Source organism: Pseudomonas sp. NFX71, assembly GCF_048079215.1.
Lineage (GTDB): Bacteria > Pseudomonadota > Gammaproteobacteria > Pseudomonadales > Pseudomonadaceae > Aquipseudomonas > Aquipseudomonas fluorescens_B.
On record NZ_CP182230.1, the window covers coordinates 1,065,955 to 1,080,371 of the forward strand.

At 58.3% G+C, this 14,417-nt stretch carries 15 protein-coding genes; 7 read left to right on the plus strand and 8 right to left on the minus strand.

Annotated features, from left to right (window positions below; genetic code table 11):
• Positions 1-405 precede the first annotated feature (405 nt).
• Entirely contained in the window at positions 406-822 is a 417-nt protein-coding gene (gene mscL / locus ACM1ZW_RS04895; RefSeq protein WP_017340883.1) for a large-conductance mechanosensitive channel protein MscL, read from the plus strand.
• Positions 823-863: 41 nt separating this feature from the next.
• On the opposite strand, the gene ACM1ZW_RS04900 is transcribed toward mscL, so the two are convergent.
• Positions 864-1,640 carry a ferredoxin--NADP reductase gene (locus ACM1ZW_RS04900; RefSeq protein WP_017340884.1) on the minus strand — a complete coding sequence of 259 codons (777 nt, stop codon included), beginning with the start codon at positions 1,638-1,640 and terminating at the stop codon, positions 864-866.
• Between the two features lie 340 nt (positions 1,641-1,980).
• Between ACM1ZW_RS04900 and ACM1ZW_RS04905 the strand changes: the two genes are divergently transcribed.
• Together ACM1ZW_RS04905 and ACM1ZW_RS04910 are read left to right on the plus strand one after the other, a co-directional pair.
• Entirely contained in the window at positions 1,981-2,712 is a 732-nt protein-coding gene (locus tag ACM1ZW_RS04905) for a helix-turn-helix transcriptional regulator (RefSeq protein WP_017340885.1), read from the plus strand.
• Positions 2,713-2,873: 161 nt separating this feature from the next.
• Entirely contained in the window at positions 2,874-3,998 is a 1,125-nt protein-coding gene (locus tag ACM1ZW_RS04910) for a methyltransferase (RefSeq protein WP_416740259.1), read from the plus strand.
• Positions 3,999-4,076: 78 nt separating this feature from the next.
• On the opposite strand, the gene ACM1ZW_RS04915 is transcribed toward ACM1ZW_RS04910, so the two are convergent.
• Genes ACM1ZW_RS04915 through ACM1ZW_RS04925 form a run of 3 tightly spaced genes read right to left on the minus strand, consistent with a single transcriptional unit; the run spans position 4,077 to position 6,752 of the window.
• On the minus strand, positions 4,077-4,244 hold the full coding sequence (locus ACM1ZW_RS04915) for a DUF2474 domain-containing protein (RefSeq protein ID WP_080995174.1): 168 nt from the start codon (positions 4,242-4,244) through the stop codon (positions 4,077-4,079).
• A gap of 57 nt (positions 4,245-4,301) precedes the next feature.
• Positions 4,302-5,309: a cytochrome d ubiquinol oxidase subunit II gene (gene cydB, locus ACM1ZW_RS04920; RefSeq protein ID WP_017340888.1), complete on the minus strand. Its 1,008-nt coding sequence runs from the start codon at positions 5,307-5,309 to the stop codon at positions 4,302-4,304.
• Between the two features lie 3 nt (positions 5,310-5,312).
• Positions 5,313-6,752, minus strand: coding sequence for a cytochrome ubiquinol oxidase subunit I (locus tag ACM1ZW_RS04925; RefSeq protein WP_017340889.1), 1,440 nt, complete (start codon positions 6,750-6,752; stop codon positions 5,313-5,315).
• 540 nt (positions 6,753-7,292) lie between these two features.
• On the opposite strand from ACM1ZW_RS04925, the gene ACM1ZW_RS04930 reads away from it, so the two are divergent.
• Entirely contained in the window at positions 7,293-8,531 is a 1,239-nt protein-coding gene (locus ACM1ZW_RS04930) for an MFS transporter (protein ID WP_017340890.1), read from the plus strand.
• Positions 8,532-8,537: 6 nt separating this feature from the next.
• Here ACM1ZW_RS04930 and ACM1ZW_RS04935 read toward each other — a convergent pair whose 3' ends face one another.
• Together ACM1ZW_RS04935 and ACM1ZW_RS04940 are read right to left on the minus strand one after the other, a co-directional pair.
• Positions 8,538-9,089 (minus strand): DJ-1 family glyoxalase III, encoded by a 552-nt coding sequence (locus tag ACM1ZW_RS04935; protein ID WP_017340891.1) that lies wholly within the window; start codon positions 9,087-9,089, stop codon positions 8,538-8,540.
• A gap of 66 nt (positions 9,090-9,155) precedes the next feature.
• The gene (locus ACM1ZW_RS04940; RefSeq protein WP_416740260.1) at positions 9,156-9,602 is read right to left on the minus strand and encodes a DUF4879 domain-containing protein; all 447 of its coding nucleotides are present in this window, start codon (positions 9,600-9,602) and stop codon (positions 9,156-9,158) included.
• 223 nt (positions 9,603-9,825) lie between these two features.
• On the opposite strand from ACM1ZW_RS04940, the gene ACM1ZW_RS04945 reads away from it, so the two are divergent.
• Both ACM1ZW_RS04945 and trmA read left to right on the plus strand, forming a co-directional pair.
• The gene (locus ACM1ZW_RS04945; RefSeq protein WP_017340893.1) at positions 9,826-11,121 is read left to right on the plus strand and encodes an NCS2 family permease; all 1,296 of its coding nucleotides are present in this window, start codon (positions 9,826-9,828) and stop codon (positions 11,119-11,121) included.
• Positions 11,118-12,197, plus strand: a complete 1,080-nt coding sequence (gene trmA / locus ACM1ZW_RS04950; protein WP_414878332.1) for a tRNA (uridine(54)-C5)-methyltransferase TrmA — start codon at positions 11,118-11,120, stop codon at positions 12,195-12,197. Before ACM1ZW_RS04945 ends, trmA begins: the two co-directional genes overlap by 4 nt.
• Positions 12,198-12,251: 54 nt before the next feature.
• On the opposite strand, the gene ACM1ZW_RS04955 is transcribed toward trmA, so the two are convergent.
• Together ACM1ZW_RS04955 and ACM1ZW_RS04960 are read right to left on the minus strand one after the other, a co-directional pair.
• The gene (locus ACM1ZW_RS04955) at positions 12,252-12,698 is read right to left on the minus strand and encodes a DUF2442 domain-containing protein (protein ID WP_416740261.1); all 447 of its coding nucleotides are present in this window, start codon (positions 12,696-12,698) and stop codon (positions 12,252-12,254) included.
• Entirely contained in the window at positions 12,695-13,123 is a 429-nt protein-coding gene (locus ACM1ZW_RS04960; protein ID WP_416740262.1) for a DUF4160 domain-containing protein, read from the minus strand. Before ACM1ZW_RS04960 ends, ACM1ZW_RS04955 begins: the two co-directional genes overlap by 4 nt.
• Before the next feature lie 214 nt (positions 13,124-13,337).
• Here ACM1ZW_RS04960 and ACM1ZW_RS04965 point away from each other — a divergent pair, with 214 nt between their 5' ends.
• On the plus strand, positions 13,338-14,249 hold the full coding sequence (locus tag ACM1ZW_RS04965; protein ID WP_017340897.1) for a LysR family transcriptional regulator: 912 nt from the start codon (positions 13,338-13,340) through the stop codon (positions 14,247-14,249).
• Positions 14,250-14,417: the final 168 nt, after the last annotated feature.

Below are 14,417 nucleotides of genomic sequence, written 5' to 3' on the forward strand. Positions count from 1 at the left end.
CATATTCTTCAATATTATTGTCTTGGCAAGACACACCAACTTACTGGCAATTTAACAGCATGTACAACTTGCCCTGAACCGACGGCTTATACACTCCAACTAACAATGTAAAACTTCAGAGCTCCTATTACTCAATACAACAAGTCGACATCCATTCAACCGCTTCCCTTTCAAACTTTGAAACGATCCGACTATTAGCAGGCCGAACAGGCTGACACCGATAAAGCACGTCCCCGCAATGAAACGGTCACCACGGACAGATCGCAAGGATGATGGCATTTTGTAAACTTTTTTTCGACGACCCGGTCGATAGCAGGCAAGCTCTGTAAGCAGTTGTTTCGGGCGAGAAGCCTTTGGCTGATTTACACTGCATTACCAACCTCATCTGTAACAAGGAAATAACCTATGGGCGTGATAAGTGAGTTCAAGGCCTTCGCGGTCAAAGGCAACGTGGTCGACATGGCCGTCGGGATCATCATAGGCGCCGCTTTCGGCAAGATCGTTTCGTCTTTTGTCGGCGATGTGGTCATGCCGCCAATCGGCCTGCTGATCGGTGGGGTGGACTTCAGTGACCTGGCCATTACGCTCAAGGCTGCCAACGGGGACATTCCCGCGGTGGTGCTGGCGTACGGTAAATTCATTCAGAGCATGATCGACTTCATCATCGTCGCGTTCGCGATCTTCATGGGCGTCAAAGCCATCAACCGCTTGAAGCGCGAAGAGGCCGTTGCGCCCACCCTGCCGCCTGTTCCGACCAAGGAAGAAGAGCTGTTGGGTGAGATCCGCGATCTGCTGAAGGCCCAGAACAATCGGCCTGAATGATCTGATGCACGCAAAAACGGCGCCTTCGTGGCGCCGTTTTTTTACCAGTAGTTTTCCACTGCCACCTGCCCGGGGCGTCGGCTGAGGCTCAAGTGCATGTCGCGCTGTTTCAGCAGTTTTCGCGTTTCATCGATCATCTGTGGGTTACCACAAAGCATGACCCGCGAATGCTCGGCCGTCAGCGCCACACCCGCTACCCGTTCAAGTTCGCCATTGTCGATCAGCGTTGTGATCCTGCCATTCAAGGCACCCGGATGCTCCTCGCGCGTGACAGTCGCGATAAATTGCAGCTTGTGTGCGTACTCGGCCAGATAGTCACGTTGCGCCAAGCCCGAGATCAGTTCCTGATAAGCCAGCTCCCTGGCTTCACGCACGCTGTAGACCAGGATGATTCTTTCGAATTTCTCCCAGACTTCGAAGTCCTGCAGGATTGACAAAAACGGCGCCACGCCGGTGCCTGTGGATAGCAACCAGAGATCACGTCCGTCAGCAAAACGGTCAAGCGTCAGGTAACCAAAGGCCTGACGGTCAACCAGCAGGGTATCGCCCTCGCCCAACCGACTCAGCTCACTGGTGAATTCGCCGCCCGGCACCACAATGGAAAAGAACTCGAGGAATTCGTCATAGGGTGAAGAGACCATGGAATAAGCGCGCCATACGGTGCTGCCATCGGCCTTGGTGACCCCTAGCCGGGCGAACTGTCCGGCACGAAAGCGAAAGCCTGGATCCCGAGTCGTGCGTAGAGTGAACAGGTTCGGGGTCAACGGCTGGACGTCGAGCAGGGTCTGGCGTGTGAATTTTTCTGCGCTGGCGGTCATGGGGCGCTCCATTGAACAGGTGGCTCCAGTGTCCCGCAAAACATGCGAATTAAACACGGACGATTTGTGGTGACTTTAATGCGCATTATCAAAACCCCCTATCACCGGAAACATTAATTTTACGGACTATTCGGTTAATTCGGACGATTCAAATTAAGGCTGTCATTCAATATTTCATACTATGCAAATCGACATTTATTAGAACCAGATATTTAGTTTTTAACTTGTTTACAAAGCCAAAAAATCTCACCATGCATGTAGGAATCATCCTACACTCGTTGGGTGCTGGATCTCGGATCCAATTTGCACCCCAGAGAACATTGGATAATGGAGATACAAGATGGAGCGATGGAAGGAATCACAACTCAATCAACTGTCGAAAACAACGGATATAGAAAACGCCTATCGGATCGCCCTTGGATTTGCGAAAAACATCGGGTTTAAATTTTTTGCCTTTTCAACTACTTATCAAACGAATAACAACCAGTTCAATACCGTACGACACAACAACTATCCGGCCGACTGGAATCAGGAATATGAACGAAAGAATCTGAGATCAATCGATCCGGTAGTAGCCCATTGCAATCACTCCATGCTGCCCATTCTGTGGAGCGAAAACCTTTTCTCTAACGTTCCTTCACTGTGGGAGGCCCTTGTAGCGCAAGGTTTGGAGCATGGCTGGTCACAATCATTTCACGACGAAAAGAGTGGTTTGTGCAGCATTCTGAGCCTGGCCAGGAGCCACTCTCCAATCACCGCATTGGAGGTGTATGAAAATTTTGGCTTCTCAATGCTCATGTCCAGTCATCTCCATGAGTTGATCGCACGATCGTTGCCCCAAAAAACGGCAAAACCGGCAACCCCGCATCTCTCACCACGCGAAATCGCCGTATTGGAACTGGCAGCAACGGGCAAGACAGCAGAGCAAAGCGCCAGGATTCTTAACCTCAGTGCCCGTACCGTCCATTTCCACACGCAAAGCTGCATCGAGAAACTCGGGGTCTGCAACAAGATTTCGGCAATCATTGCCGCCATCAAGGCCGGTTACCTGGACAGCACTTCGATCCGTTGAGGATCAAAACCTGCGAGTAATCCAAAAGAAAAAAACGTACCATCTGCGACGCCTCCAGAGTGTTGACGTGTGAACCTTCACGACGCAGTACGCTCGGAGCCTCGCCCGCTACAACGCCCCTGGGCCGCGGGAAACCCGTTGATTACCCAGAGCCCCGCCCCATGCCTTTGCTCGAAACACCCTTCGCCCGCCTCGACCTTATCCGCCAGCCCGAACAGCAGAACGAACCGCTGCAAGCGTTTGATGCCGCCGACGAATACCTGCTCAATCATCTGGCCGAACAGCAACCGACCGCGAACACTCGCGTGCTGGTGCTCAATGACAGCTTCGGCGCATTGGCTGCCAGCCTGGCAGGCAAGGTTCAGGTAACCACCAGCGGCGATTCGTTCCTGGCCTTCCAGGGGCTGGAAAAGAATCTGATCCGCAACGGCCAGGCATTTGATGCCGTGCCGAGTGTACCTGCCAGCGAAGCAGTCACCGGCCCGTTTGACCGGGTGCTGATCCGGGTACCGAAAACCCTGGCTCTGCTGGAGGAGCAACTGATCCGCCTACAAAACCAGCTGGCACCCGGCGCCCAAGTGATTGCCGGCGCCATGATCAAGCATCTGCCGCGGGCCGCCGGGGATTTGCTGGAGCGCTACATTGGTCCGGTGCAAGCATCATTGGCGGTGAAAAAGGCTCGACTGTTGATCGCTACGGCTGAAGCCAAAGCGCCCGCGACATCCCCCTACCCGACCCGCTATCGTCTCGACACGCCGTCCATCGAGCTGCTCAACCACGCCAACGTATTTTGCCGCGAGGGCCTGGACATCGGCACGCGGGCGTTTCTCCCGCACTTGCCGACGAACCTTGGCGCGGCGCGGGTCGCCGACCTCGGTTGCGGCAACGGTGTACTGGCCATCGCCAGTGCCCTGCAAAATCCCGAAGCGCACTACACGCTGGTGGACGAGTCCTTCATGGCTGTGCAATCGGCTGCCGAAAACTGGCGCGCAGCGCTGGGTGATCGGGACGTGATCGTGCGTCCCGGAGATGGTTTGGCCGGGCAGGAACCACAATCGCTGGACGTGGTGCTATGCAACCCGCCGTTTCATCAGCAGCAAGTGGTGGGGGACTTTCTGGCCTGGCGGATGTTCCAGCAAGCCCGGGAAGCGCTGGTGGTGGGCGGTGCACTGTATATCGTCGGCAATCGTCATCTGGGTTATCACAGCAAGCTGGCGCGGTTGTTCCGTGGTGTTGAACAAGTGGCAGCCACGCCGAAATTCGTGATTCTTAAAGCCCGAAAGTAATTCCGGGCAAAAAAAAACCCTCCAGCGCAGGAGGGTTGTAAATCCGTGCCGCAAGGCATCGGGATGGGATCTTGCGAATCAGTGCGTCGACAGGCCTGCGGCATTCATGAACATGCGCATCAGGCTCGCGACGATGAAGAGCGCCACTACGCTGCCGGTCCAGATCATCACCAGCCAGCCGAGACGCTGCCACAGCGGTTTTTTCTCTGCTGCTTCGATTTCCTGCAAGGAATGTTTGCCAGCCATCATCGTGATCTCCTCTGAAATGGCGCGGGTTTCAACCCTGCGCCATTGCGGTGTGCGCTAGTGGTAGCCGTCTTCGTGGGTGACCTTGCCGCGGAACACGTAGTAGCTCCAGAAGGTGTAACCCAGGATAAACGGGATGATGAACAACGTTCCCACCAGCATGAAACCCTGACTCTGCGGCGGTGCGGCGGCGTCCCAGATCGAGATCGACGGTGGCACGATGTTCGGCCACAGGCTGATACCCAGACCGCTGTAGCCGAGGAAGATCAGCACCAGTGTCAGCAGGAACGGCGTGTAGTTCGCATTACGGGCCACGGCGCGAATAAGGCCGTACATGGTCACCAGCACCAGAATCGGCACCGGCAGGAACCAGAACAGATTCGGCAACGTGAACCAGCGCGCGGAGATCTCGGGGTGAGCCAGCGGCGTCCAGATGCTGACGATGCCGATCACAGCCAACACCACAAAGGCCAGTGGCCGCGCCAGGTCATGCATCTGTTCCTGCAACTTGCCTTCGGTTTTCATGATCAGCCAAGTGCAACCGAGCAGCGCATAAGCCACCACCAGTGCGACGCCGCAGAACATCGTAAAGGGCGTCAACCAGTCCAGTGAACCACCGGCGAACTGACGGTTGACCACCGGCAATCCATCAATGAACGCCCCCAGGGCCACGCCCTGGAAGAACGTCGCGGCGATCGAACCACCGATGAACGCTTTATCCCAAAGGTGACGCTTGTCGTCCTTGGCCTTGAAGCGGAACTCGAACGCCACGCCGCGGAAGATCAGCCCGATCAACATGAAAATCAGCGGCAGGTACAGCGCCGAGAGCACCACTGAATACGCCAGTGGAAAGGCGCCGAACAATGCTGCACCACCCAGAACCAGCCAGGTTTCATTGCCGTCCCACACCGGTGCGACGGTGTTCATCATCACGTCACGGTCGGTCTTGCCCGGGATGAACGGAAAGAGAATCCCGATCCCCAGGTCGAAACCGTCCATGACCACGTACATCATGATGCCGAAGATGATGATCACGGCCCAGATCAGCGGAAGATCAATACCCATGACTCAAATCTCCTTTTGCAGGCTGGGGTCGTGGTCGGCATCGACGGAATCGTCGGCAGCGGACAGCGGACGGGCCGGCGTACGTTTCTTGCCTGGACCGCCCTCGGGCGTTTCCGCGCCTTCGCCGATCTTCGGACCTTTGCGCACCAGACGCATCATGTAGCCCAAACCTGCGCCGAACAGCGCGAAATAGACTACGACGAACAGGATCAGCGTGATGCTCATCTGCAGGAAGCTGTGATTGGACGACGCGTCTGCCGTGCGCATCAAACCGTAGACGACCCACGGCTGGCGGCCGATTTCAGTGGTAAACCAGCCGGCGAGTATCGCGATCAGGCCGGATGGCCCCATCCACAACGCCAGGTACAGGAACGGTCGCGAGGTGTACAACCTGTCGCGCTTGCGCAGCCACAGGCTCCACAAACCGGTGAAGATCATCAACATGCCCAGGCCGACCATGATCCGGAACGACCAGAACACGATGGTCGAATTCGGCCGGTCTTCAGGCGGGAACTCCTTGAGCGCCGGCACCTGCTTGTCCAGCGAGTGGGTGAGGATCAGGCTGCCCAGGTACGGGATTTCAACGGCAAATCTGGTCTTCTCGGCTTTCATGTCCGGCCAGCCGAACAGGATCAGCGGAGTCGGTTCATCGCCGTGGTTTTCCCAGTGGCCTTCGATCGCCGCGATTTTCGCCGGCTGGTGCTCCAACGTGTTGAGGCCGTGGAAGTCACCGATGACCGCTTGAATCGGTGCCACGATCAGCGCCATCCACATGGCCATCGAGAGCATGGTGCGGATCGCCGGGTTGTCCTTGCCGCGCAGTAAATGCCAGGCCGCCGATGAACCGACGAAGAACGCCGTCGCCACGAATGCGGCCGTGGCCATGTGCATCAGGCGGTACGGGAACGACGGATTGAAGATCACCGCCAGCCAGTCGGTTGGAATGACCTGGCCGTTGATGATTTCGTAGCCCTGCGGGGTCTGCATCCAACTGTTGGAAGCGAGAATCCAGAAGGTCGAGATCAGCGTGCCGATGGCGACCATGACCGTGGCGAAAAAGTGCAGGTTGCGCCCGACCTTGTTCCAGCCGAACAGCATCACCCCAAGGAATCCGGCCTCGAGGAAGAAGGCCGTCAGTACTTCGTACGTCAGCAACGGCCCGGTCACGGAACCGGCGAAGTCCGAGAATCGGCTCCAGTTGGTGCCGAACTGATAGGCCATGACCAGCCCGGAGACCACCCCCATGCCGAAGTTGACGGCAAAAATCTTCGACCAGAAGTGGTACAGGTCGCGGTAGGTGTCGTTATGGGTTTTCAGCCACAGGCCTTCGAGCACCGCCAGGTAACTCGCCAGGCCAATGGTGATGGCCGGGAACAGGATGTGGAACGAGATGGTGAACGCGAACTGAATTCGGGCGAGATCAAGCGCCTCCAAACCGAACATAAGTCTTCCTCTGTCAGGTAATACCGGCTGAAGGCTTGCGGCCTGCACCCACTGCCCCCACGGATATGGAGTGTGGCGAATTTGAATTCGTTCTTCTTTTAGCAACATCACACGCAGGGAATCTGGCCATCTGGCCGCCGGATCAATTCCAGAAAGGTTTTGATCTGGATCAAGCATCGCTGAAAGAGTAGTCCGGTTTTTGACGATGGACGGTGTGGTCTTTTGCCGCGTGACAGGTTGCCTCATAGCCCACGCAGTCAGTCGCAGCACATTTCCTGTGGGAATCTGCGGTGAGGCGATTTATCCCCGTTGGCCTGCGAAGCAGTCGTCAACCCTTTACACGCGGTGGGTCTTTGAAATGCCGGGGCTGCTTCGCAGCCCAACGGGGATAAATCCCCTCGCCACAAAATCCCCTCACCATGGGTGGGATATCAGCGCTTTCGGGATCGGTGTCTAGCTAACTGAATTTCCCGCCTCTGCAACTTCTGGTTACAGGTTGGTGATAATCTCGGCCTTCACCTCGCTCAAGACCTGCCTCAGATGCCCAGCCAAGCGCCCTTGCTGTTACGTCATCATCGCCCTTTCATCGCGTTCTGGCTGGCTCGGGTGTTTACCGCCAGCGGTTTTCAGATGCTCACTGTCGCCATCGGCTGGAACCTGTATCAACTGACCGGCAACGTGCTGGATCTGGGCCTGGTCGGCCTGGTGGAATTTGCCCCGCGGGTGCTGTTCATGTTGCACACCGGGCATGTCGCCGATCGCTATGACCGCCGTAAAGTCGCGGCCATCTGTCAGTCATTGCAGGCATTGATTGCGCTGACGCTGGCGATTGGCGGCGCTACCGGCCACGTCACCCGGGAAATGATCTTCATCCTGGCATTTCTGCTCGGCGCCGCTCGCTCCTTCGAGATGCCGACCACCCAGGCGCTATTGCCGAGCATCGTTCCCGCTGCGCTGTTCCCCCGCGCCGTCGCCGCAGCACAGTCGGCGCAACAATCGGCAACCATCGTCGCCCCGGCCTTGGGTGGTTTGTTGTATGCCTTCGGCAGCGTCTGGGTCTACGGGCCGACCGTGATCCTTTATGTGATCGCCTGCCTGTTGATGCTCAACCTGCCCGCCCGGCAAACGCCGCTGAACAAAGGCAAGGCGACTTTGGATTCGCTGTTGGCAGGCATCCGTTTCATTCGCAGCCGTCCGGACATTCTCGGTGCGATTTCCCTCGATCTGTTTGCCGTTCTGTTGGGTGGCGCGACGGCATTGCTGCCGGTGTTCGCCAAGGACATTCTGCTGACCGGGCCATGGGGGCTGGGCCTGCTGCGTTCCGCTCCAGCAGTCGGTGCGTTGCTGATGTCGCTTTGGCTGGCGCGCTTCTCGGTGGATCGCAAGGTCGGTCGGGTGATGTTTACCGCGGTGGGTGTATTTGGCGTCGCGACCATCGCGTTTGGCCTGTCGACCTCGTTCTGGTTCTCGCTGGCCGTGCTGGTGGTGTTGGGCGCGGCAGACATGATCAGCATGGTGATCCGCGCGTCCTTTGTGCAACTGGAAACACCAGATGAAATGCGTGGCCGGGTCAGCGCCGTCAACGGCCTGTTCATCGGCGCCTCGAATCAGTTGGGCGAGTTCGAGTCCGGCCTCACCGCCCACTGGTTTGGCACCGTGCCGGCGGTGGTCATGGGTGGCATCGGCACGCTGGTGGTGACGGGAGTGTGGATTAAGCTGTTCCCGACGCTGGCCAACCGTGATCGCATGCATGTGCCGGTGGAAGAAGCCAGGGTTTGACACCGTTTAAACGACCAACTCCCCCGCCACCGTCAGCCGAGTCGCCTTGCCGCAAAGTTGCTCCACCAGCGTCAGGGCGAACGCCAAAGCGCCCCCTGAACCTTGGGCGGTAACGCAGTTGCCATCGACTACCACCGGTTGATCAACGAAGTTGCAGCCAGACAGTTGATGACTGGCCGAAGGCAGACAGGTCATCCGCCGCTGACGCAGGACGCCAAAAGCCTGGAGTGCCACGGCCGGGGATTCGGCGATGGCGGCGAACAGACGACCTGCCGCCGCCTGATCCTTGATCAATTGTTGCAAGGGTTGATGGGCGGCCAGATGCTGCGCACCGACGGCACCGCCGGGCAGTACGATCAAATCAAACGGCTGGGCCAGCAAATCCACCAGCATCGCATCGGCCGTCACTCGGGTGCCGCGGGCACAGGTGAGCATGCGGCGCCCCTCGATGCTGGCCACCACCACTTCGACCTTGGCGCGGCGCAGCACATCGATCAATGTCACGGTTTGCAGGTCATCGATGCCCTCGGCGAGGGTAATCAGAGCTCTAAAGGTCATGGGCGCAGTCCACAGGATGATCTTTAAAGCGTAGTCAGCTTTCCTGACCCTTGTTCGAGCGGGCCGTTACTTGATGTAAAGCTGCGTCGACATCGTGTTGCCCGGCGCGTTGATGGACGTGTTGCTGAAGGTGAAGGTGCCTTCCTGTTTGCCGGCCAGATCGAAAACATACAGGTAGCCGACAGTTTTTCTGCCGACGGTGCACTCGGTCAGGTTGCCGTTATCAAACGCACACACCGGGGTCCGGGTGCCGTTCACTTCAAAACCGTCCAGCCCGACTTGCGCGCGACGACCGTAGCCGACTTCGAGCACGTAAACCTTGATGTTAGGTCCAGTGTGATCGCAGCCCGTTTTCACTTGCCCCGGCGAAATGCTCTCAAAACCGCACGCTGGCGATTCGACCTTGAGCACCTGGACCTGGCTCAACGGTGCCGCCGAAGCAGCCCAAGCGCTTTGCGCCCCCGGCAACAAGGCAATCAATGCTCCAAATACGGCAACCAGACGCTTTTTCATGCAATCCCCATGTCCCCCAAAATCCAGCGCGCAGTATGGCGCACTTGGCTTTAACGCAAAACATCGACGACGATCACAGCCATAAGCAGCCACAGCCCCACGCTGCTGGTATGATGCGCGGCTTTTTCCGACCGACAGAAAATTACCAGGCGCCTGCAGCGGTCTGTGCTTTGCTGTTGAGGTCGATACATTCACGGCGCCGGGCGCGCCACGGGGAGCAGACATGCTGGAAAGGCTGTTTCAACTCAAGGCACACAACACCAACGTGCGGACCGAGATTCTAGCGGGCGTCACGACTTTCCTGGCCATGGCCTACATTCTGTTCGTCAACCCGAGCATCCTCGGCGAGACCGGCATGGACAAGGGCGCGGTGTTTGTCGCGACCTGCCTGGCCGCCGCCATCGGCTCCACGACGATGGGCCTGATCGCCAACTACCCGATCGCCCTCGCACCGGGTATGGGCCTGAACGCCTTCTTTACCTACACCGTGGTCCTCCACATGGGCCATACCTGGCAAGTGGCGCTGGGGGCGGTGTTCATCTCGGCCGTGTGCTTCTTCCTGCTGTCGATCTTCCGCATCCGTGAGTGGATCATCAACAGCATTCCGCTGCCGCTGCGGTCGGCGATCGCCGCCGGTATCGGCCTGTTCCTGGCGCTGATTGCCTTGCACAACGCCGGCATCGTTGTCAGCAATCCGGCAACCATGGTCGGCCTTGGTGACCTGAAACAACCGGCGCCCATCCTCGCAACGCTTGGCTTCGCCCTGATCGTTGCCCTCGAAGCACTGGCCGTACGCGGTGCGGTGCTGATCGGGATTCTGGTCGTGACCATCGCCTCGATTGCCCTGGGCTTCACGCCGTTTGGCGGCGTGGTGTCGATGCCGCCTTCGCTGGCGCCGACTTTCCTGCAACTGGACATCAAGGGTGCACTGGACATCGGCCTGGTCAGCGTGATCTTCGCCTTCCTGTTCGTCGACCTGTTTGACAACTCCGGCACCCTGATTGGCGTTGCCAAACGCGCCGGCCTGATGGGCAAGGACGGCCACATGCCGAAAATGGGCCGCGCCCTGATCGCCGACAGTACCGCGGCCATGGCCGGTTCGTTGCTGGGTACGTCGACGACCACCAGCTACATCGAATCCGCTGCCGGCGTGAGTGCCGGTGGCCGCACCGGTCTGACGGCCGTTGTGGTGGCGATTCTGTTCCTGTTGGCGCTGTTCTTCTCGCCGCTGGCCGCCAGCGTTCCGGCGTTTGCCACCGCACCGGCACTGCTGTTCGTCGCGGTACTGATGACTTCCGGCCTAGCCGAAATAGACTGGGACGACATCACCGTTGCCGCACCGGTCGTGGTCACTGCGCTGGCCATGCCGTTCACTTACTCCATCGCCAACGGCATCGCCTTCGGTTTCATTTCCTGGACCGCGATCAAGCTGCTGTCCGGTCGCGGCCGTGAGCTGAACCCGGCGCTGGTGATTCTGTCGATTCTGTTCGTGATCAAGTTGGGTTGGTTCAACGCATGACTTTTGATTCCCAGGCTTACACCGTTCAGCTCGAAGAAAAGGTCTCGCGCCTGCGCGACCTGCTGGCCCCGTTCGATGCACCTGAACCGGCCGTGTTCGATTCGCCGCTGAAAAACTTCCGCCTGCGTGCCGAATTCCGCCTGTGGCGTGAAGGCGGCGAGCGTCACTACGCGATGTTTTCCCAGGAAGACAAACGCACGCCGATCCTGATCGAAGAGTTCCCCATTGCCAGCCTGCGCATCAATGAGCTGATGCCGCAGCTCAAGGCCGCGTGGAAAGCCAGTGCCGCCCTGAGCCACAAGCTGTTTCAGGTGGAATTCCTGACCACGCTGGCCGGCGATGCGATGATTACCCTGTGCTATCACCGCCCGCTGGATGAACACTGGCACGCGGCGGCCACGAAACTGGCGGCAGACCTGAACGTCAGCGTGATCGGCCGCTCGAAAGGCAAACGCGAAGTGATCGGCCATGATTACGTGGTCGAGAAACTGGAAGTCGGCGGCCGCACCTTCAGCTACCGTCAGCCGGAAGGTGCGTTCACTCAGCCCAACGGCACCGTGAACCAGAAAATGCTCAACTGGGCTTACGACGCCCTCGGTGATCGTCCGGACGATTTGCTGGAACTGTATTGCGGCAACGGCAACTTCACCCTGCCGCTCGCGACCCGCGTGCGTAAAGTGCTGGCCACCGAAATCAGCAAGACGTCGGTCAACGCGGCTTTGAGCAACCTCAGCGAAAACGCCGTGGAAAACGTCACGCTGGTGCGTCTGTCCGCCGAAGAGCTGACCGAGGCCTTGAACGAAGTTCGCCCCTTCCGTCGCCTGCAAGGCATTGACCTCAAGAGCTACGAATTCGGCAGCGTCTTCGTCGACCCGCCTCGCGCCGGCATGGACCCGGACACCTGCGAGCTGACCCGGCGCTTCGACAATATCCTGTACATTTCCTGCAACCCGGAAACCCTGGCGGCCAACATCGCCCAACTGCACGACACCCACCGCATTACTCAATGCGCGATGTTCGACCAGTTCCCGTGGACCCACCACATGGAATCCGGGGTGTTGTTGACCCGGCGTTGATTGCATTCGTCCGATACAAAACAGCCGTCAGTACGACGGCTTTTTTGTGCGTGCTCAAACGGGGACATCCGGTTTGCGCGGACGCCCGCCCTTGCGACCATTAGCCCGCGCAGCCTCAGCCTTGGCGGCGCTGCTTTGGCGACCATTGCGCGACGCGATGACCGAGGCGGCCATGTCCATCAGTGGCTTGCTCGCGGAGATCATCCCGGCGATGGACACATGCAGATCCTTGCCCTCATGGCAAAGGGCGGTGCCGGAAAAGCCGACTTTCAGGTCAGCGAAATCCTCGACCTCGAAACCGTCGAATTCCGGATAGTGCTCGACGGGCAGCAGCACGCCACTGCCATCAATGAAACTGACGGCCAGACACGGTTCCAGAAAGGTCACGGCAGTCGCCTGCAAACCGCTTTTGTGGCGCACTTGCCCTCGCCGGACGGCTTCATCCAACACGGCCTCACTGACGGGCCGATCGGCCAGTATTCCTGCCTCTATCGTTTTCATAGTTCTATCTCCACGCCCTCCGAAGCGCCAAACAGCGCCAGCAAGGTCCTGTTCGTCTCGGGCTCATAGCTAGCCGAGCAAATCATGTCAGTCGTACTCGCAATCCTTTTCACCACCAGGACTTCGCTGGTCCGCCAGTCCCATATCTGATGATCGAGGCACACCGTGCGCAGCTTTTCCCACCAGATCGTGCGAGCGCGACGCAAGTGGGCAGGTTGTCTGAGTGCTTGACGCAGGCCTTCCAGCACGGCGATGGGTGGCCGGTTGGAATGAGGCACCACATCCCACAGCTCGACACTGTTGTGCCAAAAGCTGAATTTGAAGCGTGCGCTCCAGGCTCCGGCGTCCACATGCGCGTGCGGCGGACAGTGCTCATCGCGCAACATGATCACCATTGAAAGCCCTTTGTAGCTGAACAATTTCATACTAACCCATCCGTTAGGTTATTGAGCCTCATGACTCACCATTCCTTGATCAATCCGATAACCGGTGCTGACCTTCATTCAGTCCCCGCACTTCAGGCTAGCGCTTGACGTCGCCACGGGAGCGGTAATCAGGGGCAAAAATGGTAAGCAATCCTTTCACCAATTTGATAAACACTGTTTACAGTCCTTCATTTGATCCCCGGTGTAATCAATCATGCAGCGAACATTCGACGATCTTCAGCTCGGTAGCATTGAGCTGTTTTGCCTCGCCGCCGAAGCAGGCAGCTTTACCGCCGCGGCCCTGGTGGCTGGCGTAACGCCCGCAGCGGTAAGCCGTTCGGTGTCGCGCATGGAGGAGCGGCTGGGCGTTCGGTTGTTCGCGCGCACCACTCGCAGCGTCAAACTGACTGATAGCGGGCGCCGGTATTACGAAGAATGTCGTCAGGCGCTGGCGCAATTGGTCGAGGCCCAACGCGAAGTGATGGGCCAGCAGCAGGAGCCTTCCGGCACCTTGCGCATCAGCATTCCCACAACGTATGCCCACCACCGGATCCTGCCGTTGCTGCCGGCGTTTCGGGAGCGCTTTCCGCAGGTCAAAGTCGAATCGCACATCAGCAACCGCAACATCGATTTCGTCGGCGAAGGCTATGACCTGGCCATCCGCGTACGGGCGATTCCGGATTCCGGGCTGATTGCCCGGCAGCTTGAGGACGCGGAACTGGTGATGATTGCCAGTCCTGATTACCTGAAGCGCGCGGGCACTCCGCAAACCCTGGACGACCTCAAACAGCACGAATGCATCCAGTACGACTTGCCCAGCAGCGGTCGGCGGATTGCCTGGTTGTTCAACGACCATGGCGAGCAACGCGAGATTCAGGCCGAGGGCAATTTCAGCTGTTCCGACGATGTATTAGGCGGCGTGACGCTTGCCAAACACGGTGCGGGGCTTTTCCAGACCTATCGTTTCATCGTCGAACACGAACTGGCCGAGGGGTCGCTGGTGGAACTCCTCAAGCCTTATGGCGGACGCTCGCGGCCGTTCACCCTGCTCTATCCACAAAGCCGTCATGTGCCACTTCGGCTGCGGGCGTTTATCGATTTTCTGGTTGAGCATATGCCGCGCTAAAAGATCGCAGCCTTCGGCAGCGCCGACAGTGGAATGCGTTTTCCTGTAGGAGCTGCCCAGGCTGCAATCTTTGCAATTGTCCGATCACCGCACACAAAAGCCCGGTTCGCCACCCCTTCAATTGACCAAATTAACCATTTAGTACAATTTATCTCCACAGGCTGGAGC

Excerpts from the sequence above, each read along its gene's own strand:
- mscL (WP_017340883.1), top strand. The coding sequence starts at position 406 with ATGGGCGTGATAAGTGAGTTCAAGGCCTTCGCGGTCAAAGGCAACGTG.
- ACM1ZW_RS04900 (WP_017340884.1), bottom strand. The coding sequence starts at position 1,640 with ATGACCGCCAGCGCAGAAAAATTCACACGCCAGACCCTGCTCGACGTC.
- ACM1ZW_RS04905 (WP_017340885.1), top strand. The coding sequence starts at position 1,981 with ATGGAGCGATGGAAGGAATCACAACTCAATCAACTGTCGAAAACAACG.
- ACM1ZW_RS04910 (WP_416740259.1), top strand. The coding sequence starts at position 2,874 with ATGCCTTTGCTCGAAACACCCTTCGCCCGCCTCGACCTTATCCGCCAG.
- ACM1ZW_RS04915 (WP_080995174.1), bottom strand. The coding sequence starts at position 4,244 with ATGGCTGGCAAACATTCCTTGCAGGAAATCGAAGCAGCAGAGAAAAAA.
- cydB (WP_017340888.1), bottom strand. The coding sequence starts at position 5,309 with ATGGGTATTGATCTTCCGCTGATCTGGGCCGTGATCATCATCTTCGGC.
- ACM1ZW_RS04925 (WP_017340889.1), bottom strand. The coding sequence starts at position 6,752 with ATGTTCGGTTTGGAGGCGCTTGATCTCGCCCGAATTCAGTTCGCGTTC.
- ACM1ZW_RS04930 (WP_017340890.1), top strand. The coding sequence starts at position 7,293 with ATGCCCAGCCAAGCGCCCTTGCTGTTACGTCATCATCGCCCTTTCATC.
- ACM1ZW_RS04935 (WP_017340891.1), bottom strand. The coding sequence starts at position 9,089 with ATGACCTTTAGAGCTCTGATTACCCTCGCCGAGGGCATCGATGACCTG.
- ACM1ZW_RS04940 (WP_416740260.1), bottom strand. The coding sequence starts at position 9,602 with ATGAAAAAGCGTCTGGTTGCCGTATTTGGAGCATTGATTGCCTTGTTG.
- ACM1ZW_RS04945 (WP_017340893.1), top strand. The coding sequence starts at position 9,826 with ATGCTGGAAAGGCTGTTTCAACTCAAGGCACACAACACCAACGTGCGG.
- trmA (WP_414878332.1), top strand. The coding sequence starts at position 11,118 with ATGACTTTTGATTCCCAGGCTTACACCGTTCAGCTCGAAGAAAAGGTC.
- ACM1ZW_RS04955 (WP_416740261.1), bottom strand. The coding sequence starts at position 12,698 with ATGAAAACGATAGAGGCAGGAATACTGGCCGATCGGCCCGTCAGTGAG.
- ACM1ZW_RS04960 (WP_416740262.1), bottom strand. The coding sequence starts at position 13,123 with ATGAAATTGTTCAGCTACAAAGGGCTTTCAATGGTGATCATGTTGCGC.
- ACM1ZW_RS04965 (WP_017340897.1), top strand. The coding sequence starts at position 13,338 with ATGCAGCGAACATTCGACGATCTTCAGCTCGGTAGCATTGAGCTGTTT.